General features: G+C 54.6%; 26 protein-coding genes and 1 pseudogene. 13 read left to right on the forward strand and 14 right to left on the reverse strand.

Going from position 1 to position 24,604, the window contains the following annotated elements:
* Positions 1-8: 8 nt before the first annotated feature.
* Positions 9-1,190 (forward strand): annotated as a pseudogene (locus tag PPOP_RS04095) (ABC transporter substrate-binding protein); the annotation flags it as partial.
* A gap of 53 nt (positions 1,191-1,243) precedes the next feature.
* Here the strand turns inward: PPOP_RS04095 and PPOP_RS21665 are convergent.
* The 8 genes from PPOP_RS21665 to mnmL form a co-directional block, all read right to left on the reverse strand.
* Positions 1,244-1,519 (reverse strand): hypothetical protein, encoded by a 276-nt coding sequence (locus tag PPOP_RS21665; RefSeq protein ID WP_148277824.1) that lies wholly within the window; start codon positions 1,517-1,519, stop codon positions 1,244-1,246.
* Complete coding sequence (locus tag PPOP_RS04100; RefSeq protein WP_006284814.1) at positions 1,482-2,720, reverse strand: aminopeptidase; 1,239 nt, start codon at positions 2,718-2,720, stop codon at positions 1,482-1,484. The genes PPOP_RS21665 and PPOP_RS04100 overlap by 38 nt, the downstream gene beginning before the upstream one ends.
* 93 nt (positions 2,721-2,813) lie before the next feature.
* Positions 2,814-3,941 (reverse strand): DHHW family protein, encoded by a 1,128-nt coding sequence (locus tag PPOP_RS04105; RefSeq protein WP_006284815.1) that lies wholly within the window; start codon positions 3,939-3,941, stop codon positions 2,814-2,816.
* Between the two features lie 55 nt (positions 3,942-3,996).
* Positions 3,997-5,406 (reverse strand): MBOAT family O-acyltransferase, encoded by a 1,410-nt coding sequence (locus PPOP_RS04110; protein ID WP_006284816.1) that lies wholly within the window; start codon positions 5,404-5,406, stop codon positions 3,997-3,999.
* Positions 5,407-5,454: 48 nt separating this feature from the next.
* A complete protein-coding gene (locus PPOP_RS04115; RefSeq protein ID WP_006284817.1) occupies positions 5,455-5,943 on the reverse strand; it encodes a DUF4358 domain-containing protein in 489 nt (162 codons plus the stop codon).
* 534 nt (positions 5,944-6,477) lie between these two features.
* Positions 6,478-7,446, reverse strand: a complete 969-nt coding sequence (locus tag PPOP_RS04120; protein WP_042227386.1) for a type I phosphomannose isomerase catalytic subunit — start codon at positions 7,444-7,446, stop codon at positions 6,478-6,480.
* Between the two features lie 146 nt (positions 7,447-7,592).
* On the reverse strand, positions 7,593-8,198 hold the full coding sequence (mnmM, locus tag PPOP_RS04125) for a tRNA 5-(aminomethyl)-2-thiouridylate-methyltransferase MnmM (protein WP_006284819.1): 606 nt from the start codon (positions 8,196-8,198) through the stop codon (positions 7,593-7,595).
* Position 8,199: 1 nt separating this feature from the next.
* On the reverse strand, positions 8,200-9,162 hold the full coding sequence (gene mnmL / locus PPOP_RS04130) for a tRNA modification radical SAM protein MnmL/YtqA (RefSeq protein WP_006284820.1): 963 nt from the start codon (positions 9,160-9,162) through the stop codon (positions 8,200-8,202).
* A 327-nt stretch (positions 9,163-9,489) separates the two neighbouring features.
* Here mnmL and trmB point away from each other — a divergent pair, with 327 nt between their 5' ends.
* Positions 9,490-10,218, forward strand: a complete 729-nt coding sequence (gene trmB / locus PPOP_RS04135; protein ID WP_006284821.1) for a tRNA (guanosine(46)-N7)-methyltransferase TrmB — start codon at positions 9,490-9,492, stop codon at positions 10,216-10,218.
* 105 nt (positions 10,219-10,323) lie between these two features.
* On the opposite strand, the gene PPOP_RS04140 is transcribed toward trmB, so the two are convergent.
* On the reverse strand, positions 10,324-10,851 hold the full coding sequence (locus PPOP_RS04140) for a phosphatase PAP2 family protein (protein ID WP_042227402.1): 528 nt from the start codon (positions 10,849-10,851) through the stop codon (positions 10,324-10,326).
* 629 nt (positions 10,852-11,480) lie between these two features.
* Between PPOP_RS04140 and PPOP_RS04145 the strand changes: the two genes are divergently transcribed.
* From PPOP_RS04145 to rplT, 4 genes are all read left to right on the forward strand, one after another.
* Positions 11,481-12,722 (forward strand): glycosyltransferase family 2 protein, encoded by a 1,242-nt coding sequence (locus PPOP_RS04145; protein ID WP_006284822.1) that lies wholly within the window; start codon positions 11,481-11,483, stop codon positions 12,720-12,722.
* Between the two features lie 296 nt (positions 12,723-13,018).
* Entirely contained in the window at positions 13,019-13,516 is a 498-nt protein-coding gene (infC, locus tag PPOP_RS04150) for a translation initiation factor IF-3 (RefSeq protein ID WP_006284823.1), read from the forward strand.
* Between the two features lie 66 nt (positions 13,517-13,582).
* Positions 13,583-13,783, forward strand: a complete 201-nt coding sequence (gene rpmI, locus PPOP_RS04155; RefSeq protein WP_006284824.1) for a 50S ribosomal protein L35 — start codon at positions 13,583-13,585, stop codon at positions 13,781-13,783.
* A gap of 37 nt (positions 13,784-13,820) precedes the next feature.
* A complete protein-coding gene (gene rplT, locus PPOP_RS04160; RefSeq protein WP_006284825.1) occupies positions 13,821-14,180 on the forward strand; it encodes a 50S ribosomal protein L20 in 360 nt (119 codons plus the stop codon).
* A gap of 114 nt (positions 14,181-14,294) precedes the next feature.
* Here the strand turns inward: rplT and PPOP_RS04165 are convergent, their stop codons facing one another.
* Positions 14,295-14,834, reverse strand: coding sequence for an acyl-CoA thioesterase (locus PPOP_RS04165; protein WP_006284826.1), 540 nt, complete (start codon positions 14,832-14,834; stop codon positions 14,295-14,297).
* 271 nt (positions 14,835-15,105) lie between these two features.
* Here PPOP_RS04165 and PPOP_RS04175 point away from each other — a divergent pair, with 271 nt between their 5' ends.
* On the forward strand, positions 15,106-16,170 hold the full coding sequence (locus tag PPOP_RS04175; RefSeq protein ID WP_006284827.1) for a nucleoid-associated protein: 1,065 nt from the start codon (positions 15,106-15,108) through the stop codon (positions 16,168-16,170).
* Positions 16,171-16,301: 131 nt separating this feature from the next.
* Positions 16,302-16,586: a hypothetical protein gene (locus tag PPOP_RS04180; RefSeq protein WP_006284828.1), complete on the forward strand. Its 285-nt coding sequence runs from the start codon at positions 16,302-16,304 to the stop codon at positions 16,584-16,586.
* Between the two features lie 113 nt (positions 16,587-16,699).
* Here the strand turns inward: PPOP_RS04180 and PPOP_RS04185 are convergent, their stop codons facing one another.
* A complete protein-coding gene (locus PPOP_RS04185) occupies positions 16,700-17,149 on the reverse strand; it encodes a GNAT family N-acetyltransferase (protein WP_006284829.1) in 450 nt (149 codons plus the stop codon).
* A gap of 251 nt (positions 17,150-17,400) precedes the next feature.
* Between PPOP_RS04185 and selD the strand changes: the two genes are divergently transcribed.
* A complete protein-coding gene (gene selD, locus PPOP_RS04195; protein ID WP_006284830.1) occupies positions 17,401-18,477 on the forward strand; it encodes a selenide, water dikinase SelD in 1,077 nt (358 codons plus the stop codon).
* Here the strand turns inward: selD and ytxJ are convergent.
* Positions 18,474-18,836, reverse strand: coding sequence for a bacillithiol system redox-active protein YtxJ (gene ytxJ, locus PPOP_RS04200; RefSeq protein WP_006284831.1), 363 nt, complete (start codon positions 18,834-18,836; stop codon positions 18,474-18,476). The two genes, selD and ytxJ, sit on opposite strands and share 4 nt — an antisense overlap.
* Positions 18,837-18,974: 138 nt before the next feature.
* On the opposite strand from ytxJ, the gene PPOP_RS04205 reads away from it, so the two are divergent.
* On the forward strand, positions 18,975-19,322 hold the full coding sequence (locus PPOP_RS04205) for a DUF1360 domain-containing protein (RefSeq protein WP_006284832.1): 348 nt from the start codon (positions 18,975-18,977) through the stop codon (positions 19,320-19,322).
* A gap of 50 nt (positions 19,323-19,372) precedes the next feature.
* On the opposite strand, the gene PPOP_RS04210 is transcribed toward PPOP_RS04205, so the two are convergent.
* Both PPOP_RS04210 and PPOP_RS04215 read right to left on the reverse strand, forming a co-directional pair.
* Positions 19,373-20,356 carry a CgeB family protein gene (locus tag PPOP_RS04210; protein WP_006284833.1) on the reverse strand — a complete coding sequence of 328 codons (984 nt, stop codon included), beginning with the start codon at positions 20,354-20,356 and terminating at the stop codon, positions 19,373-19,375.
* Between the two features lie 93 nt (positions 20,357-20,449).
* Complete coding sequence (locus PPOP_RS04215) at positions 20,450-21,106, reverse strand: BMQ_0737 family morphogenetic spore coat protein (RefSeq protein WP_006284834.1); 657 nt, start codon at positions 21,104-21,106, stop codon at positions 20,450-20,452.
* Positions 21,107-21,209: 103 nt separating this feature from the next.
* On the opposite strand from PPOP_RS04215, the gene PPOP_RS04220 reads away from it, so the two are divergent.
* From PPOP_RS04220 to PPOP_RS04230, 3 genes are read left to right on the forward strand one after another with little or no spacing between them, the layout of a single operon-like run.
* Positions 21,210-22,490 (forward strand): hypothetical protein, encoded by a 1,281-nt coding sequence (locus tag PPOP_RS04220; protein ID WP_006284835.1) that lies wholly within the window; start codon positions 21,210-21,212, stop codon positions 22,488-22,490.
* 38 nt (positions 22,491-22,528) lie between these two features.
* A complete protein-coding gene (locus PPOP_RS04225) occupies positions 22,529-23,869 on the forward strand; it encodes a hypothetical protein (RefSeq protein ID WP_042227393.1) in 1,341 nt (446 codons plus the stop codon).
* Position 23,870: 1 nt separating this feature from the next.
* Positions 23,871-24,275 (forward strand): M67 family metallopeptidase, encoded by a 405-nt coding sequence (locus PPOP_RS04230; protein WP_006284837.1) that lies wholly within the window; start codon positions 23,871-23,873, stop codon positions 24,273-24,275.
* The last annotated feature ends 329 nt before the right edge of the window (positions 24,276-24,604 follow it).

Below are 24,604 nucleotides of genomic sequence, written 5' to 3' on the forward strand. Positions count from 1 at the left end.
ATGGAAACTATTTTCTTGCTACGCATCCTAACTATAAACTTGAAGTGATCTCATTAAAAGATTTTTTATCCCCTGATCAGAATTATTACCAATCGCTCGAAAACGCCATAGCATTAGAACAACCGGATGTTCTATCGATCTCTATGGATCATTACGTAATCCTTAGTGAGAGAAGTAAGTTAATGCCCCTGAATCATTGGATGAAGAGGGATGCATTCGATATAGAGGGAATTACGCCGGCAATTATCGATTCTCTTCAAAATGAAGCGGGGGATTTGAACGGGTTATCGCCTGTATTTACGGGTTCTGCTTTGTACATAAATAAAAAAATGGTAGCGGAGAAAGGGATACCCGTTCCAACCGATTCGCTCACATGGGATCAAGTATTCCATTTGGCTCAACAAGTGAAGCCGGATAATAAGGAAGTCAGACAATATGGATTATATACCAAATACGCAGCCAATCCTTATATGATGGCGCTTTATATTGGGGAAGGAAGCGGATTGCATTTTTTTAATAACGGAAATAAACATTTCACTATAGATGCGCCAGGATGGGAAAATGTGTTTCAAAATATTGTGGATTGCTTTCAAGCGCAAGTGTGCTATGACAACCATTCAAAAGCATCGAAACGCTCCATGACAAGAGAAGAGAGCGAAGTAAGAAGCTACCCTTTTCTCGCGGGGAATATCGCGCTGGCTGTTGATGATTCAGCGCTGTACAGACTTCTTACAGCAAGTAAAGACAGATATAATGATTTGGAATGGACGGTTGTGCCATCCCCTACAAGTGCTGAATATCCAACAACGGGGAATGGAATTCGTATGGAAGAAATATTTGCGATTCCTGCCGGAGCTAAGCATGCAGACGATGCTTGGGAACTGGTTAAATATATATGTGGTGACGATTACGGGAGACTCCTTCCTCAAATCAGCCCTAATGACTTGCCCGCAAGAGAGGCCACAGATGAAGATAGGCTGGCGGAAGTATTTTATAAGCTCGACCATATGAATAATAATAGGATCAATGGGTTAAGAAGACTTCCTGATTCGGTTTTGGAAAAAATGAAAGAAGTATCCGCGTGCTATATGGCACATATGTTGGAACAGAACATGCCGGTTCGTGATGCGCTTCATCAGATGCAGCATGCCTTGCAGACTGCCTTGGATAACAGCACAAATCCCGGGTAACTGCAGGATTGATCATAACAAGGCGCATCCTATGGCAGCATTACATTCCGCGCTCATCTCGTACAACGCGCCGCAACAACACGAAAGGTCTGCTCCTCTTCGTCAAGCGCATACGTTACCGTCTCGACCGGCAAATCTTCCAGGCTGGCTTTGCATTTGCCAGCCGTTGTGCGGCGCTTGTACGTGAACTGCTCCACAGGCGCTTCCTGCCCTTCGGATGTCGCGAGCACTTCCGCAACCGTCCGGCCAACGCAGGGACGCTGTGCGTGAATCGCTCGCTCCCCGAGGCGATTAGATGGCCCAGTTCCCGTTGCGGAACACCGGGACAACGGTGCCATCCTTGAGGAGACCATCGATGTCCATCGCGGCGGAGCCGATCATGAAATCAACATGCGTAATGCTGTGGTTGACGCCGTTGGCTTCCAGTTCCTCGGGGGACATTTTTTTGCCGCCTTCGATGTTGAAGGCATAGCCGCTGCCAATGGCCAGGTGGTTGGAGGCATTTTCGTCGAACAGCGTATTGTAGAATAAAATATTCGACTCCGAAATCGGCGAATGATGCGGCACAAGCGCCACTTCGCCCAAGGAATGCGAGCCTTCGTCCGTATCGATCAGATGCTGCAGGATCTCCTGGCCTTGCTTGGCTTCGACGTTGACGATACGGCCGTTCTCGAACGTGAGCTTGAAGTTGTCGATCAGATTGCCGCCGTAGCTGAGCGGCTTCGTACTGGATACATATCCGTTAACGCCATCCTTCTTCGGCACGGTGAACACTTCCTCCGTCGGCATGTTCGCCATGAACGGAATCTCCTTCTCGTTGGTGCTGCCCGCGCCTACCCACAAATGCTTCTCCGGAAGCTCAATGGTCAGGTCGGTTCCCGGAGCACGGTAATGCAGCTTGTGGAAATGATGGCCGTTCAAAATATCCACTTTTTTATGTAAAGTGGCGTTATGTGCTTCCCAAGCTTGCACCGGATCATCCGCATAGAGACGGACGGAAGCGAAAATCGCGTCCCACAGCTTCTCGACCGCTTCTTCGTGCTCGACGTCCGGGAACACTTTGGCTGCCCAGTCCGCGCTAGCTGCGCCGACGACCGTCCAGCTGACCTTGTCCGATTGCACCGCCTTGCGGTAATGGTCCAGCGCCTGGCCGGAAGCCTTCTGGAAGCTACCGATGCGCTCTGGATCGATTCCTTTGAGCAGATCCGGGTTGGATGAGACGATAGCGATAAAGGCGGCCCGCTTGTCGACGAACGTATTTCGCTTGAGTGTCTCGTATTCCGGATATGCCGTGAACACCTCGTCAGCGGCCTGTTCATACTTCAAGCGGGCCAGTTCTTCGTCGATCCAATCGACATGGACATTGGAAGCGCCGGCTGCATACGCTTCGCGCGCGACCAGGCGGGCCAGCGGGGCGACTTCGGTGGAAGCCGACACATACACTTCCTGTCCCGGCTGTACGTTGACACCGACCTTGACGATGAGGTTGGCATATTTCTTCAAATTCTGTTCGATTGTTGCTGCAGTCATCGGAATCCTCCTCAATATAAAAATGATCCTATGTTTCCAATATAACTCATTTCCGCGATGCAAGCAAAAACCGTCGGGACGATAAGCGCCCGGTTAATTGAGCCATTTGAAAATATCCTCTTCTGCAACCGACTTCACGCCATACAGGAACAGAATCTGATCGAAGTTATACTTGGACAGATAGTCGTCTACCGATTCACGGAAAAAACGCAGGTCGATCATATGGATGCTGGAATAGTGCTTCGCGAGCAGTGGAACGAACACATTGGCATACGAATCTTTGAATATGACGATGCTGCGGCCGCTGCCGGCCCCCGTCTCTATCGTCGTCCATGCGTGGTTGCCGTTGAAGAACACCTGATAATGATCGCGGATGGACAGCGCCTCCATATGATAGAAGGAATCCGAGCAAGCAGAGGCGTCGGAATAACAGACGGTATAGGGCGGGAGGGGCTGTTCCAGCCGCTCCAGCTTGTCAGGGGGCAGATGGCGGTTGTTCGCCTTCGTGTAATAGGTTCCGTAAAAGCTACTGCTGATGACGCGGGATGGCAGGCTCTCCAGCCGAACCGGCTCAAAGCCGGCCGCGCGGGCGAATTCCTTATACCCCCAATAAGCGCCGCGCATCGTCCAATGATGGTCCATGCGGAAGAATACCGAATCGGACTTGTGCTGCTTCAATGTATCCAACACGGATACGGGCGTCACAGCATGGCCCAGCGCATCATACGTGCCGCGTATGAATTGCGCGGTATCATAGCTTGTCGCCTCGGCATATAACGGAAGCTTGTCGGCGTATACGGCTTGCGAATAAGGGACGAGCAGCATATGCATCGGGGTGCCGGCATGCCGGGCGGTGAACCGGCGGATCTCGTTCAGATTGGCTTCGTACCGTGCCCCAGGCGTCTGGAAGCGCTCGAATAAATAATCGTCTGTGCCAAAAAAGATGTGTCGATTCTCCGTCTTGCCGCTTATGCGCTCCAAATCGGACTTGAGGCCGACCCAAGTGTCGCGTACAGCGAATTGATCCGCGACATAATTCCCTAACTGCTCCGTATAGCGCCCATCCCAGAGCTTCGCGGCGGAGAAGGAAGGGAACTGCTGCAGCGTCCGGTTCTCGAACTCGGATAGCTTGCGATCGGGCTGCGCGATGCTCCACAGGCTCAGCACGGCGATATAGGCGAGAAAGCCGGCAGTCAACCAGACGGCGCGTCGGTTGGTCATGTTCCATCCTCCTTCCTGAAATGATCGGGGTATGCCTTGCCGTTAGAACCGGACGTTAGAATCGGAAATAGAGAAAGGGATTATACGTTCCGTCGATCAAATAAGCGGTACTGGCGAACAGCATTCCGACTAACAGCGCGTAATCGGCAACCGAGACGGCGGCTTGCAGGGCAGGCCGCCGTTGGAGCAAGGCGGTCACTCGGGCGGCGAGCGGCGTCGCGCTGATGATCAGGATGACCAGCAGCAAGCCATAATTCCGCAGATGGTACAAATCCGTTCCGTTCAGGAGAGTATGGTCTCCGCGTCCAAGCATCGTTGCGATATAGTTCGCGATCGAAGCGATATCTTCGAGTCCGAACAGCACCCAGCCGAACAGGGCCGCCACGATCAGGTATGCATGCCGGATGGGCCGCCACAGTTGTTCCAGCCAGGAGGCCAGGAACAACTTCTCCATTCCGATCAGCAGGCCGAAATAAAGCCCCCAGAAAATAAAATTCCAGCTCGCGCCATGCCATAATCCGGTGAGGAACCAGACGACGAATAGATTCAACATGAGCCTTGGCTTGCTGGTACGGCTTCCGCCCAGCGGGAAATAGACATAGTCCCGGAACCAGGAGCCCAGCGTCATATGCCAGCGGCGCCAAAATTCCGAAGCGCTGGCAGAAATATATGGATAGTTGAAGTTCTCCGGAAAGCGGAAGCCGAGCATGCTTCCGAGTCCGATGGCCATATCGGAATACCCACTGAAGTCGAAATAAATTTGGAACGCGAACGCGATAATTCCCAACCATGCGCCTACCGTCGACAGATCATCAATTCCGCTGCGGCTCATCTCCCACAGCATGCCGATATTGTTGGCAAGCAGCACCTTTTTGCCCAGTCCGATAATAAAGCGCCTTACCCCATATCCGAACTGCTCCAGCGTGAAGCTCCGATCCGTCAGTTGCTTCTCCACCTCGTCGTAGCGCACGATAGGCCCGGCGACAAGCTGGGGGAACATCGACACGAAGGCGGCAAAATCGATAAAGCTGCGCTGCGCCTTGCAGCGGCCGCGGTAGACGTCAATTGTGTAGGACATCGTCTGGAACGTATAGAATGAGATGCCGATGGGAAGCGGCAAGTCAAGCGGGGCGATGGCCGTCCCGAACGCGCCGTTCAACAAATCAATCAGGAAATCGGCATATTTGAAAAAACAAAGCACGCCCACATTCACCGCGAGGGAGAAGATGAGCGTAAGGCGCTGCAGCGCTGTTCTGCCCCGGAACCGTTCGATCAGCAGCCCGTTCACATAATCGGTGACGGCGGAGAATAGCAGCAGCACGATATATATCGGTTCGCCCCACGCATAGAAAAGGAGGCTGATAAGCAATAATGCCGCATTTTTCCCGCACCGGGGAGATGCATAGTACAGCAGCAGCGCTGCGGGGAGAAACGTAAACAGAAAGACAATCGAGCTAAATACCACTTGCTGTTCCTCCCCTCACAGGCTGCCGATGTGCGCAAGGCGGGAACATTACATGCCGTCCGGCTTCAGCGCGGCCGTAAATGCTTTCTCGACATCTTCCGCTTTTTCCGAAATGATCAGCGCCAGATAAACGCCTTCCTGTTTGATAATTCGATTTTTTACAATCTCGAACTGATCGGGCAGGTAAGTGCTCCATTGTGTTTCCTGTGCCGCACCTTCCTCTTCCAGCGCTTGTTTCAGGTCGGCGATATATTTTTCATCTGCCGCCTTGAGCACGATGATTTCGTCCGCTTTGACACTGATCATCGCCTTCAGCATCCGTCCCTCGGCCAATTGGGCAGGATCGATATGAAGCTTGCCGGCCATATCCGCATCGGCCTTCAGATCAATTTCCTCGGCCATGGGAGGGAACTCCGCGCTTTCCTTTAATTTCGCCATAATATCGGCTACCGGCACTTGAACGGCCTCTTCCTTTTTCGTGGTGCATCCGGCGACAGCAATTGCCAGTATGATTATAACCGCCAGCCATTTTCTCATCTTGATCCCCTCTTTCTTCTAATGGTCGTATTGATGTTTCGTATATGCAAAATTGTAGACCGACAAAGCAGAGCATAAGTTGCAGCATTCACAAATTGGATCGCGGCCGGTCAACGGCCGACGGATGGGGAGGCACGTCCCGTTCCGGTGCATTCGCTGACCGAATATACTTATCATTCCATAACAGAACGTAATCATGTAACGGTTGTCAAATCCGGAAAAACAGGTTACACGAAGAAGATAACGAAGGAACGGCGAGCAACGCTGCGATGGATTCTCGTAGATAAGCGTTCTCAAATCGGGGAGAGGGTAATGGGACGGGATAAATATGTACTGGCTTGCAGCTTGAAAGCAAACAACCAAAGCCCGTTTCCGTCAAGGGAAAGCGCCTCGACAAAACCGAGCTTTGGTGATGAGTGCAGTCTACTTGTATGTTTTTATAGGTGAGAGGACAAGGGGAAGTCGGCCTCTCCAACTCGATGGTCCATTGATTGTCCGTTCCGCTCGCAAGAGAAGAGAGGAACGGTTGTCGCATTAAGGGGCTACGGAACGAAGCACCGTGCAGTCGCCATCCAGCGAGTATGCGCCGAGATTCGCCGGCAGAAGGAAGCATTCTCCGGCCGCCAGCGGCAGCTCCTGATCGGCCCAGCGCAGCGTGCCCGTGCCTTCGCATACGACGAGGATAACGAAGCTGTCCGTTGTCGTGGACAGGCTCCACGGCTGCTTCACGATGCCTTTTTCTACTCGGAAGTATGGCGATTCCGCCAGTGTCAGCCATTCATTCGGCTTGGCGTTGTCGGTCTGCATCCGGGTCGCGCCTGCGCCTTCATAGGCGATAACATTCAAGGAGTCCTCGATGTGCAACTCGCGCGGCTTGCCGTCCAGGCCCGGACGGTTATAGTCATACAGGCGGTACGTCGTGTCGGAGTTCTGCTGCACCTCGGCGACGACGACGCCGGCGCACAGCGCATGTACCGTGCCGGCCGGGATGTAGAAGGAATCGCCGGCCTGGACGGCGACCTCCTGCAGCGCTTCCATGATGCGGCCTTCTGCGATCGCCGCCGCCAGCGCTTCGCGGTCGATTCCGTCCTTCAAGCCATAGATAATTTTGGCCCCTGGCTTGGCGTCGAGCACATACCACATCTCGGTCTTGCCCAGCTCGCCTTCCGGCAGCCCTTCATAATCGTCGGTCGGATGCACCTGCACGGACAGATCGTCGTTGCAATCGAGCAGCTTGATCAGCAGTGGGAAGCGGCCGTTCTTCTCGGAGAAGCCCTTCGCGCCGAACCATTCCTTGCCGTATTGCTCCCGCACTTGATCGAGACCTTGGCCGGCCAGCTCGCCGTTGATGACCTTCGTCGTTCCGTTCGGATGGTCTCCGATCATCCAGCCTTCGCCGATATGCCCCTCGGGCAGATCCAGGCCGAATTGTGTCAGCGCGCGGCCGCCCCAGACGCGTTCCTTGAACTCAGGTTGAAACTTCAGTGGGTATGGTGTTGTCATGTTGTCTCTCACTCCCGTTGTCTCTATTTTAATGGCTAAATGGTTGTATGGAAAAACTCAAGCCACTCGCCGTCCGGTCCATCTCGTTCATCTCTTTGTCGGCAATTCCGCGTGTTCCGCATCTGGAACCGTCCTGTCTGATATGCTTACTGCTCCGCACTTCGGGAGCGTGCCTTCTCGACCGCAATGGCGTAAGGCGCCTCCGGCCGCTGGAGCATGCGGTAGGCGACCGCCTGGCCGCTAGCGGCGGGCATTGCCTCCGCCCAGGCGCGGACGGCGTCCGCTTCGCGGTCGCCCCCGGAATGGCCCGGGTACACGACGGCGGTCAGCACCCCGCCCGGACGCAGCAGCGTCAGAGCGTCTTTCAGCGCCGCGAGCGTCGTGGACGGCTCCGTCATGACGCGCTTGTCCGCGTCAACTGTCGGCAGATAGCCGAGGTTGAACATAACGGCTGCCGTCGCTCCCTGCCATGCCGGGGGCAAGGCAAGGGTCATCGCTGCATGGCTGTGCCGCAGCAGTTCAACTTGCGCGCTGCCGTCGGAGCCGAAGGCGTCCTCCAGACGGCGGCGGGTCAACTGGAGCGCTGTCGCCTGGATATCGAAGGCCGCGACGGCCCCGCGCGGTCCGACGAGCCGGGCGAGAAAGAGCGTGTCTACGCCGGTGCCCATCGTCGCGTCCACAGCGCGGTCGCCCGGCTGCACGCGCTCCTTCACGGCCTGCTGCGCGAAGCTGAGGACGGAGAGGAATCCCATGCTAGCTCCCCCTCCATAGCTTGCCCTGCCACGTATTGCGGCGGCGCAGTTCGGCGTCGATCGCGTTCAGCACTTCCCACTTCCGCAGGCTCCACATCGGCCCGATCAAGAGGTCGCGCGGGGCATCGCCCGTCACGCGGTGCACGATCATCTCGGGCGGCAAAATCTCCAGCGTGTCGACGATAAGCTTCACGTATTCATCCATCTCCAGGAAGCGGAGCAGGCCCGCTTTGTATTGCTTCACCATCGGCGTCTTGCGCATAAGATGGAGCAGATGGAGCTTGATGCCCTGCACATCCATGCGGGCGACCGCCGCCGCCGTCTCCAGCATCATCTCATGTGTCTCCTGCGGAAGTCCATATATAATATGGGTACAGACGCGGATATTATGCTTGCGCAGCCTCGCGACCGCCTCCTTATAGCAGGCGGTGTCATGTGCCCGGTTGATAAGGTTCGAGGTCGATTCGTGAATCGTCTGCAGGCCCATCTCCAGCCAGAGATACGTGCGTTCGTTCAACTCGGCCAAATATTCGACGACATCGTCTGGCAGGCAGTCGGGACGGGTGGCGACGGACAGGCCGACGACCCCCGGCTGCTCCAGGATGACCTCGAAATACTCGCGCAGCGTATCGAGCGGCGCATATGTATTCGTGTAGGCCTGGAAGTAGCCGATATAGCTAGCATGCGGCCATTTCTCGTGCTGGCGGTCGCGAATCGTATTGAACTGGGTAACGAGATCGTTGCGGCGGGAGCCTGCAAAATCGCCGGAACCCCGCGAACTGCAGAAGGTGCAGCCGCCGACGGCAATGCGTCCGTCCCGGTTCGGGCAGGTGAAGCCGGCATCCAGCATCACCTTGAATACTTTCCCCCCGAACTGGCGGCGCATCTCGGCGTTCCATGTATGGAACCGCTTGTCTCCCCAATCGAGAGGGACAGGCGGCCGTTCGAGCTTCGGATCGTTCAATGATGACAAGCCCTTTCCTAATCTAAGTCGGCCAGGCAGAGAAGCGGCTGCTTCCGGCAGTCTGTGGCGACCGGTTGTGCCGGCAAGCCGCCGCCAGCCTGCCGCAGCGCGCTTAGCGCGGCAGGCGGCCGTGGTTTTATTGTAGCAGATCTCGCTTGAAAAGCGAAGGTACGGCAACGCGTGCGTGGGATCGTCCAGTCTCATCGTCGGGAACGGAGGTTTCCGGCTCAGTTGCGGCCGGACCGGGTTCGGCAGCCGACTCTTTACAATTACGTTCCGGTGATGCACAATAAAAGATTAGAGCATACTGAGGTTGGAGGAAAACAGATGCGTTTACGAGGCAAAAAAGGGGCTCTGGAGCTGATGCAGCAATCGAAGATTGCAATTCTGGACCCTCAATCCGCAAGGGGCCGCTGGGTTGAAATTTTCGGCAACGGCCGCCCGATCCATGTGGAGCTAGGCATGGGCAAAGGCCAGTTCATCAGTACAATGAGCCATAAACACCCGGGTGTGAACTTCATCGGCATCGATATGTACGATGGATTAATCGGGCGTGCCTGCGAGAAGGCGGAGACGATCCGCGGTGAGCTGGGCGTGGACACCGATGCGAACTTAAGGCTCGTACGGACGAACATTGAAGATTTGGAATCGATTTTTGCGGAGGGGGAGATCGAGCGCATTTTCCTGAATTTCAGCGATCCGTGGCCGAAGAAGCGCCATGCACGCCGGCGCTTGACTCATCCCCGTTTTCTTGAGAAATATAAGCACGTTCTGAATGAACGCGGAGAGATCCACCAGAAAACGGACTCGGTGACACTGTTCGAGTACTCCTTGAATTCCTACGCCGAGGTCGGCCTACAGATGCGGAGCATTTCGCTTGACCTGCACCGGAACGGTCCGCATCCGGATCATGTCATGACGGAATACGAGGAGAAGTTCTCGGGTAGAGGGATGAACATTCATCGCGTGGAGGTTCTGGTAGGGGGCGAGGCTTACGAGCAGTACCGGGCTTCGCTGCCGTATGGCAACGGAGGACAGAGCGTCTTGCAGCAGTAATGCGTCAGATTAGCCGTCGGCTTGAGCGAAGTCCAGAAGTCGGCGGCTTAGTCCGGCCGAAGTATAAAGTCCGGCCCTCCCCCTTCTATGCTTACATTCGTGCTGTCATGTCCAGAAGAAGACGGTGCCTATGGCTGTACCGGTTCCGATCAAGGCCCCTGCCAGACAATCGGAAGGATAATGGAGGCCAAGATACATCCGGGACATGGCCACGATTAAGGCGACGGGAAGCAGCACCCAGGTCAGAATCGGAAAAGCCATCATCATCGGCATAACGATCGAAAAGATGGCCGTCGTATGTCCCGACGGGAACGAATGGTCGATGAGCGGCTTGCGAAACGTTCGTATATTGGGCAGTGCCAGATGGGGGCGAACCCGCGGGTACCATTTTTTAATAAGAAAAACAGGAATATGACTTACAGCCAGCGCAACCAGACACTGCCAGCCAATCCGTCTCCATGGGTCAGGCATGAACAGACCAAGGATAAGTGAGAATGCGATCGTAAATGTTGCTCCTCCGAGATGAGTCATTGTATAGAGTACCCTGTTCATCCAGTGATGATGAAGACGCTGATTAATCCATAGAAACAACTGCCGTTCACGGTATCCAAGCCATGCGATTACACGGGTCAACATGTCACCCCTCCGTTATGCGATAGATTGTGATCGATCATAACAACTATACATTAACAGAAGATAAGGAATTTGTGAATTTTTGATGTCCCCTGATGTCACATTATTCCGGACCGTCTCAACTGCTAGGACATATCTCCCGATGGCAGCGGGAACGCTTGATAGATGTTTCACTATCGGACGCTGCGGGTAAGATGGTGATAGCTGCAAGTCAGCCTCGGCAGGTTGATTGACAGCAACCTTTGCGCGGGCTGTTGCCATTGTAATATGATATAGTGTATGCCTATGCGATCCAAGGCGAGTCGGAATGCTTTTATGATCGGGTGCTATTTTTTTGACGAAATGGGGGTTCAAGCCATAAATTTTTAGCATTTGGACGAAAATAAAGAAAATATCCCGTCAGAGTGTGAACGCCTACTATTTTACGGTCTTCTTGAATGAAAATGGAGCAATTAACGTATGAAAGCCAATACTAGGTTTTTGACAAACGGATGCAAAAGTTGGAAAATCAGGATCGACCGTTTTCTGCGAGGGGAAACATGACAAAGGTATGCCATGAAAAACAAAGAAAAGGCATGCTTATAGAAAAAGTGAAAATATCATCAGGGGATAAAAAGGGGGACACCCACATGGTGGATAAGTTATTTATCGGCTTGCAGGTGTTGTTGGCCGCGCTCGGGGTGTATCAATTCACCTTGTCGCTGTTCGGCATTTACCGTAAAAAGAAACGACAAACCTACGACCCGCAAAAATCGTTCGCCGTTATTGTGGCCGCACATAACGAGGAAGCGGTAATTGGAGCGCTTGTCGAGAACTTGAAGCAACTCGACTATCCGAAGGAAAAGTATGATATCTTTGTCATTTGTGATAACTGTAGCGACAGCACGGCTGACATCGTAAGAGAGCATGGCGTGACGGCATGCGAGCGACACAATCCTCATCAGCGCGGCAAAGGCTATGCTATTGAATGGATGCTGAAGAATCTGTGGGAGATGCCACGCCAATACGATGCGGTCGTCATGCTCGACGCGGACAATCTGGTCAGCATGGATTTCCTGCGTGAAATGAACCATGATCTGTGCTCCGGCGCGCGTGTCATCCAGGGCTATATCGATACGAAGAACCCGCATGACTCGTGGATTACAGCCGCTTACGGGGTCACTTACTGGTACTGCAACCGGCTGTGGCAGCTATCCCGCAAAAATCTGAAGCTGGCGAACTTCCTCGGCGGAACCGGAATGTGCTTCGAGAGCCAACTGCTGAAGGATATGGGCTGGGGCGCGACAAGCCTGGTCGAGGACCTGGAATTCACGGCGCGCTGCGTCATGAACGGCATCAATCCGGTGCTGAATTATAATGCGCGCGTATACGACGAGAAGCCGTTGACGTTCAAGGCGTCGGCACGCCAGCGTCTCCGCTGGATGCAGGGCCATTTTACGGTGGCACGCCGCTATTTCTTCCCGCTGCTGTGGAAGAGCATCAAGGAGCGCAATATGGCGAAGTTCGATATGGCGCTTTATACGATTACGGTTTACACGGTACTGCTGACGTTTCTCATGACCGCCTTCCTGTGGGTGGACGCGGCGATTTTCAACGGGCCGAATGTAGCCACGTTCTTTGAATATTTGCCGTCATGGGCGAAAGTGGTGTCGATGGTGCTGACCTGCAGTGTGTTCGTGCTGGCGCTCGTGCTGGAGGGCGTCAAGTCGTGGCGCATTTATGCGTCGCTCATCACGTTCCCAATCTTTCTGCTGTCCTGGTGGCCGATTACGTTCTATGCGTTCTTCACGCAGAACAACACAGTATGGAGCCATACCGAGCATACCCGCGTCGTGCGCTTGGAGGAAATGCAGGGCAAGCAGGTATCCTGATTCGGGGCTGTCCCGGAGCGGGAAGAATGGCTTGACAATGAATCCGCAAGAGTGATATAGTAATTGAGTGTTCAAATTGTATATGCTTTGTATTAAGCAGGAGCACCCGCTTCTCACCTGTCCGACGAAGGTTGGCTGGTTCTGTCGATTTGCCGCATTGGCGGTGTTTCACATGATCTGGTCTATGTGAGGGATGTGGGCTCTTGAGTCCACATCCCTTTTTGTATACAATACAAGTTTGCAAGAGCGAAGTGGGAATTCGATTATGGAGGTGGCACACCATTAGCAAAGATCATTTGGTTAACGAGGAGATTCGTACGAAGGAAGTTCGACTGGTCGGCCCGGAAGGCGAGCAGATCGGCATCAAGCCGTTCCGCGAAGCATTGCAGATGGCTTATGACACGAACTTGGACCTGGTGAATGTGGCTCCGCAGGCGAAGCCGCCCGTATGCCGGATTATGGACTACGGCAAGTTCCGCTACGAGCAGCAGAAGAAAGAGAAAGAAGCACGCAAGAATCAGAAGACGGTCGATCTCAAGGAAGTCTGGTTCCGCGCGAACATTGACGAGCATGATTTCCAGACGAAGCTGCGCAACGTCTTGAAGTTCCTGCGTGAAGGCGATAAGGTCAAATGCTCGGTCCGCTTCCGCGGACGCGAGATTGCCCACTCGGATATCGGCAAGAAGGTTCTTGACCGTGTTCTGGTCGAAGCGAACGAACTGTGCACCGTGGAACGCCTTCCGAAGCTGGAAGGCCGCAGCATGATTATGATTTTGGCGCCGAAGAGTACCTAAGCGACCTGCCACGCTGGAGAAGGCGGCAGGATGGATGAACACCGAACTTGAGGAGGATTATTGATTATGCCTAAGATGAAAACGCATAGCAGCTTAAAGGGCCGCTTCAAAATTACGGGTACTGGTAAAGTGCGTCGCCACAAAGCGTACCGCAACCATTTGCTTTCCCATAAATCGCAACGCCAAAAGCGAAACCTGTCAACGAGCCCGGTTATGGCAGCAGGCGACGTTAACCGCATGAAGCAGCAGTTGAAAAACTTGAAATAAGCAATTCGGAGACATCGAATCGGGAGGTTAATACGAAATGGCACGAGTAAAAGGCGGATTTACGACACGTCGTCGTCATAAGAAAGTATTGAAACTAGCAAAAGGATACTTCGGTTCTAAACACCGCATCTTCAAAACAGCGAACGAGCAAGTCATGAAATCGTTGCTGTATGCATACCGCGATCGCCGTCAACGGAAGCGTGACTTCCGCAAGCTGTGGATCGCCCGCATCAACGCGGCAGCTCGCATGAACGGACTGTCCTACAGCAAAATGATGCATGGATTGAAGCTGGCAGGCGTGGACATCAACCGCAAAATGCTGGCTGACATGGCAGTCAACGATGCCAATGCATTCAGCTCTCTTGCAGCGGTAGCCAAAGAAAAAGTAAACGCGTAGGCTGGATTCATAGAGTAGCGCCGCATCGCCGGCAATGGCAGTGCGGCGTTCGTTATAGGACAAGCCCCGGTTGGGAGCAACCGGGGCTTTTTGCAGTGGATTCTACCCCCAATATTATTTGCGGGTCGACAGTTGGCTGGCGAGCTGCTTGCTTCCCACCCGTCTTTTCCTTCGCAGCTCTGCCCGCTCCTGTGCCGATTCGTGAAGCAGCTTTTCTTCCTCGGAGTCGGGGATGACAGGCGGCACGGCCATCGGCCGGCCATATTCATCCACCGCCACGAAGGTCAGGAAGGAAGTTGCCGCGATAGCGCGCTCGCCAGAGAACAGATTCTCCGAGACGACCTTCACAAATACTTCCATGCTCGTTCGTCCCGTCCAGGTGACATACGATTCCAGACAGACGGAATCCGACTGCAGTATCGGACGCAGGAAATCAACCGAATCGGTCGAGGCGGTAATCACGTTGTACCGGCAATGGCGCACGGCCGAGATGGAGGCCAATTCGTCGATGGCGCTCATCAGCTTGCCGCCGAACAAGGAATCATGGTTATTGACATCGTTCGGAAATACGCGGCTCGTCTTGAACACGCGGGATTCGCGGCATAGCTTGGGGGCAAGCTCGGATGGATGAACATCCGTATCAACTTTCTTCATAATCAATCTTCCTTTCTATTCAACAGTTCTTCCACACGGATACGGGACAGCGTGGACGGATGCCGCTTTATTGTACTCCAGAGCGGGAGAGAAGCCAAATCAGTTCCAGGGCGGATGCCCGTATTCGAGTCGAGGTTCGGTCCTCCCCGGTCTGCCGGAAGAGGAAGGAATTCGGCGGCATGCCGTGCGGAGTTGCCTTCGGTTTCCGTTTTCATCGGCGCGCGATTTCGATACAATAGAGAGATGCGACTTCAAGAAAAGAGGGAATGTTATGATCGATTTATCCAAAGCGGAAATTCAGCAAATGGTTGTCCATCAGGTCGGAAGCAAAGCCCGCGAGGAGGGGGTTCGCATCTCTCATGCGCTGTATGATGTGCCGAGCGATGAAGTGAAGGCCACGCTGATGAAGTATCTCATTTCCAGCTTCAAATTCGACGCCTTCTACCGCTTTCATCATGAGGCCGAGCTGCCGTTGAATGAGGTATACACATACGCAAGCCGCATGTTTCAACAGGCGGATTCCTTTCACGAGCAGTCCGTTCATGTGCTGCATCATTTGTACGAGCAATCCTCCCATCCGCAGATCAAGCCGGGGGAGCTGTATGTTGTTCATCTGAACAACATTTTGTACAACAACTTCAGCATCGACGCCGTCGGCATCATGAAATCGGAGCATAAGGACGTCTTTCTGCAGGTGCAGGAGCGCAATCCGGAAGAGCTTCAGGTCAGCATCCAGGAAGGAACGAACATCCGCAAGCTGGACAAGGGCTGCCTTATTCTCAACGTGCGGGCGGAGGCAGGCTATTCGGTCGGCATCGTCGACACTTCGGCAGGCAAGAACAACGAAGCGGCCCAATATTGGCAGGAAAATTTTTTGAATGTGCGGCTGTTGGAGGACGAGCATTATTTGACGGATAAGTATATCGAAATGTGCACGCACTTCTATGAGGATGTCATCGCCGCTTCGGCCGAGGAACCGCCGGAGAAGAAAGAAAAGCTGGAGTTCATTCACCATACGATGGAGTACTTCGCCAAGCACGAGCAGTTCGAGGAGGAGACCTTTGCCGAGGAGGTTATCGTGCAGCCGGAGATCATGCCCATCTTCAAGGTGTATAAGGAGACCTACGAGGAAGCGAACGAGCTGCCTCCGCTGAATGAATTTCCGATCTCCCAGGCTGCCTTGAAAAAAGCGAAGCGAACGTATAAAAACAATATCCGGACCGATACGGGAGTCGAACTGAAGCTGAAGAGCGAGAGCTTCGCTTACGTAGAGAAGGGCTTCGATGAAGAGCGGGGCATGCACTACTATAAAGTTTTCTATCACGAGGAAGAATAGAATTGCGGGAGGTGCCAGCGCAAGCTTGAGAGCTTGCGAGACCCAGATTTGAGAAGGGAGGGCCATCATACAGACGGGAAGTGGTTGGATAGAATACCTTGTATGGAATCAACCGTGAAGGAGGGATTCGCATGCGGGGTGTTACGAAGGTTCAGGCTTCCAAGCTTATCGGCAAACGGATCTATGCGCTGCACAAAAACGGCTCTGTCGTGTCCGGCAAGCTGATTCGCATTTCCGGCAACCGGCTGGTGCTGGAGCGACCGAAGAGTAAAAAAGTAAAAACAAAAGCGATTATTCCATTGGTTTTATTCGATCTTCTCGCCATCGGTACAGCCCCTTACGCCTATGGGGGATACCCTTACGGGGGTTATGGGGGGTACGGGTATGGAGGCTATCCGAACGGTTATTTTTGGTAAACGAATACGGCCAACCATTACATCCAAGACGAGCGGGTCACATGAGGATAGGGGAGCGGAGAGCCTGGGGGACCTCAGGCTCTCCTGCTGTCTCCGGAAGTATTAGGCGAGGGTCAGCGCCTGTCCAGCGGCTTCTCCATCTCGTGGCAGGCGATCTGCATGATGTACCGCCTAACCAGGTAGCCGTGCCGCTCGTAGAATCGCCGTGCTACGCCGTTGCCTTGATCTACATAGACGCGGGAGAGGAGGCAGCGCTGCTTGCGCCCGTACCGTTCCGCCCGTTCCAGAAGCGCGGCGCCGCATCCTTTGCCTTGGGAGGTACTGCTGACGGCGAGCAGATCAATCAACAGGATGTTGTTCCTGGCTTGGACAAGCGCGAAGCCGACAGCCTGATTTCTGCGGTTCGCGGCGACATAAGTGACGCCGTCCCGAAGTCGAACCGGAATACCCTTCAGCACCTGGCTCTCCTCCCATATGAGGTTAGAATGGGGGAGCAACTCCTCCAAAATAAGGCGGCGGATGATACGATCATCGGAAGCGGGGCGCCGAAGCCGGATGTTCATGCCCGATTCCCCCTTTGCTATATCGCGAATGATATATTATATGTGCCGCCTTCGTCTCCCGTGCCGATTTCGAGTTTCCGATTCCAGGCATATCGCGAAGCAATGCTGCCTTTTTGCTGACTGATAAACTCAATAACAAACATAAAAATTTTCATCGAGTCACACTGATCAGCAAGGCTTAACGAGATTTGTAACATGATGTGGTAAAATAATGACATATCATGCACGCCACATGGAGGAGATGAAGCGAGATGGAACAACAATCTCAGGTCCGTTTGACGGCCTTATCAAGCAAAGGAGGCTGCGGCTGCAAAATAGGTCCGGCCGATCTGTCCCAAGTGCTGCGTCAGCTTCCGAAGAGGGAGAGGCACCCGGATCTTCTGGTCGGATTGGATACGAGCGACGACGCCGGCGTCTTCCGGCTGAACGATGAACTGGCACTCGTGCAGACTGTCGATTTTTTCACGCCGATCGTCGATGATCCGTATTCATTCGGCCAGGTGGCTGCGGCCAATGCGCTTAGCGACATCTATGCGATGGGCGGCAAGCCGCTTACGGCGCTCAATATTGTTGCGTTCCCGATCTCGAAGCTGGACAAATCGGTGCTCGCCGATATATTGCGGGGGGCTGGAGACAAGGTTGCTGAGGCGGGAGCGACGCTGGTGGGCGGCCATTCAATTGATGATCCGGAGCCGAAGTTCGGCATGGCGGTTACCGGCCTGATCCACCCGGATCGGGTATTGACCAATGCGGGGGCTCGTCCGGGCGACAAGCTGATCTTGACGAAGCCGATCGGTGTCGGCATTATGACGACGTCGCTGAAGCGGGATCTGCTCCGGCCGGAGGAGATCGAGGTCGTCACCCGCACGATGACGACGCTGAACAAGAGCGCCGCGGAGGTAATGATGGATTTCCGCGTCCATGCCTGCACGGATGTGACCGGCTTCGGCCTGATGGGCCACAGCCTGGAGATGGCCAAGGGAAGCGGCGTCGGGCTTCATATCTACGCGGAGCAGGTGCCTGTCCTGCCGCGCGTCCGCGAGCTTGCGGAGAGCGCAGCGGTTCCCGGCGGAACGAAAAACAACTTCCGCCATGTGCAGGACAGCGTCCGGTTCGATGAGCGGCTGGACGAGATCGCACAGTGGATACTGTGCGATGCCGTCACCTCCGGCGGGCTCCTGCTCTCTGTCGCGGCGGAGGATGCGGAACCGCTCGTGGCCGCCATGCGGGAGCGGGGCGTCGCAGCGGCATGCGTCGGTGAAGTCGTCGCCGAGCATGCGAATGAGATTCACGTTACCGGCGCGGAAGTCGGCTCGGACCGCCGTTAAGGCTGGCCGTACAGCATCGCGGCCCGGCATAACTGCTGCGAATTGATCTGCTGATGTCCGGCATGCCAGACGGTCCGCCCTTGGCGGATAAGCAGAATCTGGGGGGACACATGCGGAATTCCGAGCTCTCTCGCCACGCGCTCGGACAAATGCTGTTCCTCAACGACACGGATGACGCCGATCGCGAAGCGGGAGGCAATCTCCGGATAGCGGTGTACAAAATGATTGATCCCGACATGCGCGACCTTGCTCGAGCCGCACTGGGAGCTGTGCTTATATAGGAGCAGCGGCTTCTCGGCGGATAGCTGGAGCATCCGGGTAAGCTGCTCATCGGATTGGATGATCGGAAGTCCTGACATCGGGGCTTCTCCTCCTTGTTCCGGCCATCGGATGACGGGGCATGGCAGTGGACTACCTGGTTCTAGCCTGGGCGGAACCGACATACAATGGAATTGAATTGATCCGTTAAAGCGATGCATCCGAGGGGGAGTCTGTTCATGTGGGACATATCATGGATAACACTGACATTGCTCATCTTGGCGAGTTACCGTTTGACCCGTCTGATTGTGTTCGATGAGATTCTGTCCTTCGTGCGCCGTTCCTTCGTCGAGGAGCGGTTCGAGACGGATGAATCGGGTATGATGTACGCGGTCGTCGAGGAGAAGGGCGGCCGCTTCCATACCTTCGTGCACAAGCTGCTGGTATGCTACTGGTGTGTCGGCATTTGGTCGGCATCCTTTTTGGTTGCCGCTTATTTGCTCATTCCAGACCTTATCTTTCCGCTTGTGCTGCTGCTGGCCATTGCCGGAGCAGCGGGCATCGTTGAATCTTATGTCAAAGGGTGAGTCTTCGGCTCGCCCTTTTGACTATCGTTCTATGTTGTACCGGAGCGGAATCAAGTCGAGCAGATCAGCGATAGCATCGCATCCAGGCGAGCGGCGAAGGTATGTGAGGCCAATGTTCGCCGGTAGGCTCGGTCGGCAATCTCGTCCCGCGCAGGGCGGTCATGCAGATAGCGGTGGATAAGCTCGGCGCATTCCCTCGGCGAATCGAAGCAGACGATCTCCTCTCCCGGCCGATAGAACAGGGGCAAGTCAGGCCGGTAATCGGTCAGCTGAAAGGCCCGGCAGGCCGCAATATCGAAGGTCCGGTTATTAATACTGTGTCCGGGTGCGCCGCTGTGGTTCTTGTCGAGGAGCGGGTCGTCCTCGCTCCGGTGAATGTTAAGTACGATGCTCGCGCCATTGAAATATCGGGGCGTCTCCGAGAAGTTCACCCATTTCCCCCGTATGCTCGGCACGCAGCCGGAAGACCAATCCACCGAATCCCAGAAATGGCCGATCAGCTGCACCCGCACGGTTCGTTCGACATAGCGGAGCATCTCCTTCATAAATACAAGCCGGTTCTCGTAACCTGTGCCCAAAAAGCATACATCATGATGATACGTCGGATGTACCACATAAGGGCGGAAAATATCCGTATCGGTCCCGAGCGGCAGATGATGCGCACGGGTGCAGCCGCTTCGCGCATAATAAGGAACGCAGCCCGAATCGATCGTGAATACATCATCGTATTCCCGGGCAACAGACAGGGCATTGTCGATGGCATACGGATCATCCACGAACCATACTCCCGAACGGATTCCCATCGCTCGTACCGCATGGATCATCTTGGCCGGAAGGAACGATCTCGGACCGATCATCGTCAGCACATAATCCGGGGCGGCGCGGCGGATGTCGGGAAGCAATTGCGAATATGGCATCCGGTTGGACAGAAAAAAAGAGACCTCCTGAAAACGCTGCGTCAAGGCCTTAATCAGTGCATTATCCAATATATCAATCGGCCTCCGATAGCCGGATGCGATGTAATATAGCTTCATAGGCCCTCCTTGCTTGACGGCATGGAAGCCGGAACATGTGAGTAAAAAAGGGGGTGGTCGAGCCCACCACCCCAAGCGAACGGCATTCGGTTATTAAGGGAACGGATAAGGTGCACCTGGGAAGACGTCAGGGCATTGTTGAGGGAAAGTGACAACGCAAGGACTTTCAGGAATCGGGATTTCGACGCGCGGCTGGCACAATTCGGCTTCTACCATCATTTTGACCGTCGCCTTCACTTGAATGCTCTGGCAAATGACAATATCCACGTTCACGAACATGTTATTCACGATATCCAGCACATCGATCGTCGTCGCTTCCGGCACGATATGGCAGTCGATGATGGTTCCTGGCGGGGCGCACAGCAGAACCTTCTCGAAGCGGATGAAGCTCTTTGTGAATCTGCAATGCACGACGTTCGGCGTTACCCCCGTGTTGATAATTGTTACTTCATACGTACCGCATTTCCGCAGCACTACCCGCTGCAGCGTAACCGGTCTGCCGCCTATCGTAACCACCACGTTTTCACGGGTGGATCCGACTTTTTCTTCGCAATTCACCTCAAGAACTCTGGCCTCAATACGAAACGAAAGTGGCAGAGGCAAGCAATCTGAATCAACCGTGGATTCATCAACAATTTGGGTCGTTTTCAGTACCCAGTCGAATATTTTGGGAACCTCTATACATTCCAGAGAGGGTAAAGGCAAATATTCGGGGGGCGTCTGTTGCCCTTGAACCAACTTGCTCTCCATGTATGTTCCAGGCCTCCTTTATAGATTTCAAATTCAATTACAGTCTATGGAGACACCCATAAAAAGGTGACGAAACCCCAGTGTTTTTTTTGGAGGGATGCGGATGGAAAAGGCGCATTACATCCATGATCGAAGCGGCTCGCATTGGATGAGGATAACTAGCGGCGGAGCGTTGGAGCATACCTTGTACCCGCTGGAAGGGAAGCCGTTCCGGACCCTTCTTTCCGCTCCTTACCCGGTCCGCCGCCTCAGCTTGCTTCTGTCGGACGATCAGTACGATATGCTGCTGGAGACGGAAGGCGGATTGTACTACGCCAAGTACCATCCGCCTACCGGAATGCGCCGGGAAGTCCGCATCGATGGCGAGACGGCCAGTTCCTTTCCGTATCTGTTCCGGCACCGTTCCGCCCTTCACCTGTGCAGCCTCGTCGCCGGAGAGGGACAGAACCGATGCGTGATCCGAATCATTCCAGCGGAGGGAGTATGGAAGGACGTAGAGATTCCTTTCCCGGATTCCGACTCTACTGCCATGCAGGTGAGGGACGCGGCCTATGCCGTCAGCGGGGAGGGCAGGTTGTATGGTCTCTTTCATCGGCTGGAGAACGATGGCAGATTGCATACGCTGGATCTTCTCGAGCTGGAGCCGGGGGCGGACGAGGGGGCGTGGCGGAGACTCTTCGCCTCCCGCCAGCCGCAACAACGGTGGCGAGTCTGCCTGTCGCTTGATCGCGGCGGCCGACCTCATGCAGCCTGGTCCATTCGAAGCAGTGCGGCCGCCAAGTGCTACTACGCCAATGATCGGACCCATGTTCGCTCCTGCTCGCCGTTGAAGCTCCACTTTGAGGGGAGCGTGCCGCAGCCTTATTTTCTGTGGATGGGAGAGCAGGTCTTCCTGCTCTATATTATGGAAGGCAATCGAATCAGCTGCGCTCGCTCTCCGGATAGGGGGGACGATTGGTCCGGCTTCACCGACATCCGCCTAGCGCCGGAGGCGAAGCTGCGCTTCGTGCAAGGAATGAAGCGGGGGCCGGGCACAGCCGCTCCGCAGCTGTTATGGGGAACGGGCTATCCCCATCTGCGTTCCATTGCGTTCTTCGATTTATGTCCACTGCTGCAGCGGGAACTTCTGCTGACAGACGGGGAGTCCTTGTCCTGGATGCCCTCGCATTTGAGCGAGTTGTTCGATTGGATGATGGCCCGGGCCGACGATGCCGCGCGTACGGTGCGCCGCTTGGAGATAGATGTGGCGAACCAGCGGCTTCGTTTAGAGGAACTGATCGCTTGTTACGACCGGCTGCAGGCGAAGGAGGGATCCGTGCTGGCGGAAATGAAGGAATTGCAAAACCAGGTGGGAGCGGAACCGATCTCGCTGACTTTCATATGATAGAAGGACCCGTGTGCCCGGAAAGCGAGGAGGACGATATGGAAATTCAGATCAATGCGAAGCCGCTATGCACGATAGCAGACGAGTTTTTGCCCGATGTGTATCAACTGCTGGGGAAGTATTCATTTACTTTTCATCTGGATAAAAGCAAGCAAATTCTGAACGTGGTCAATCCGCTGCATAACTACCAGATCGTGCTGGAGAACAAAGGCGGGAGTGTGGCGTCCCCGCTGCTGCAGATCATGCGCCATTCGTTGAAGCATGCCGGATTCTATGTGTGGGTGATCGAGACGGAACAAGATCGCGAACGGTGCTCCGAGGAATGGGACAGCGGCAAACAGAGCATGTGGCTGACGCTGCAGCCGGTTGACGAGAAGAAGAAGGAAATCGTTGTCTATTATTTCCTGCATCAGATAAAGGCAAGTCGGCAGCTCGCCAACCTGTTAGTCCAGAACATCGCCAGATATAGCGATATGCCGATTCAGGGAGTAAGCTTTCATTGGAAGAGCGGACTAAGTTATATTTTGCCTCAGCCGGGCCAGACACTGAATCTGGCGGGGCTTGCTTACGGCGGCTACGACAGCATGGGTGTAGAGGAGCAGCAGCAGTTAACCGATGGCGTTGTCGGGGCGGCAACCATTTTTTTCGGCAAGAAGCCGCTTATGGAACTGATGAAGCAGCTGCGGATATTGGAGGAGCGCCAGATAGAGGCGGGGCAGCGGTTGCCTCGGCCTGCGTCCTCCGTGTCGGTAGCGAAAGAGGCGGATCTGGTCCGTGAACCGGCAGTGGAAGGGCTGGAGGAGCCAATAAAGCCGGAATGGACCGGAGAGGAGTCGGCAGAAGATGGGGAGGTGGGAGCGGAGGAATCGGAATTCGTTCAGCAGGCGCGGCAAGCAGCGCTGAAGCTGGAGACAACCAAGCTGAATCCGATCCGGGTGCATCTGGCAGAAGGGGCGGAGTCCAGGACGCTTCACCGGGAACCTGCCGCAGCGCTGACGCCGGCGGAGGCAGTACCGGACCGCGGGCCGCTCGCAGGTGAGGAGCCTGTAGGGGAAGCCCTGCCCGCAGGGGACGAGAACCCGGCGGACACGGGGGCACGCGTGCGGGAGGCGGCGGAGGCCACAGCGCATGGGGAGCATAACCCGGCTGCGGAGCGGAAAGCGAAGCCACGCACGACCAATTACTCCATGTTCGTATGGATGCAATCGCATTCCGGCAACCGGGTGCACCGCAATCCGGAACGGAGACAGCAGCCCCAGTCGTCTTTTTTCAGCTATGTAAGCCAACTGAATCAATCACAGCAGTCGACAGACAAGCGGACCCAGCCGAAGCCATTTCATATGCTCGCCATGGACAGGGCAAGGAGCCGTAAGCCGTAACATGGATGCGATTCACATGGCGACGCAAGCCTATCGCGACATGGTAGGCCACTGCATCAAGGAAAAGCCCCTGGAAGCATGCGGGCTGTTGTCCGGCCGCGATGGCATCGCCGCCCGATGCTGGCGCATCCGCAATGCGGAGCAGAGCCCGGTCGCATTTGCGATGGACGGCGAGGAATTGACGAGGGCCCTTAGCGATATGGAGAGCCTTGGCGAGCAATTGCTGGGCATATATCATTCCCATCCGAGCGGCTCCCCCTACCCCTCTCCCTTCGATGTCGAGTATGCGGTCTTCACTTGTTCTTATCTCATTATCTCGTTGCGGCGGATGCGTCCGCGCGTCCGCAGCTTCCGCATTGCAGCAGGGACCATAAGGGAAGAACAGATTTTGCTTATCAGCCGATAAGAGGTATTTTCCTCCTGTTAACAATTCAGTGGATAGAGATGAAGTCAAAAGGCCGAGTGCGGGAACAAATGCAACCCTTAACTCGACCTTTTTTTCGAATCCAACGGTCCTCTCACAGGTAGTAAAAAACTACTTTGGGGAAATAAGTAACGAAGGCCTAATCACTTTGTCTGAATTCATCTTGGTCTTCTTTAACTTCAGCCAGCATTTTATTCAGTTTCTTGATATCAAAACGACCGTTTTGTGCGACAAAATAAAACTTCAGAGCATATCCGTTATCTTCAAGGCAACTTTCAAGGGCTTGTTGAATATATTGTTTGGTTAAGGAA

Source organism: Paenibacillus popilliae ATCC 14706, assembly GCF_000315235.1.
GTDB lineage: Bacteria > Bacillota > Bacilli > Paenibacillales > Paenibacillaceae > Paenibacillus_B > Paenibacillus_B popilliae.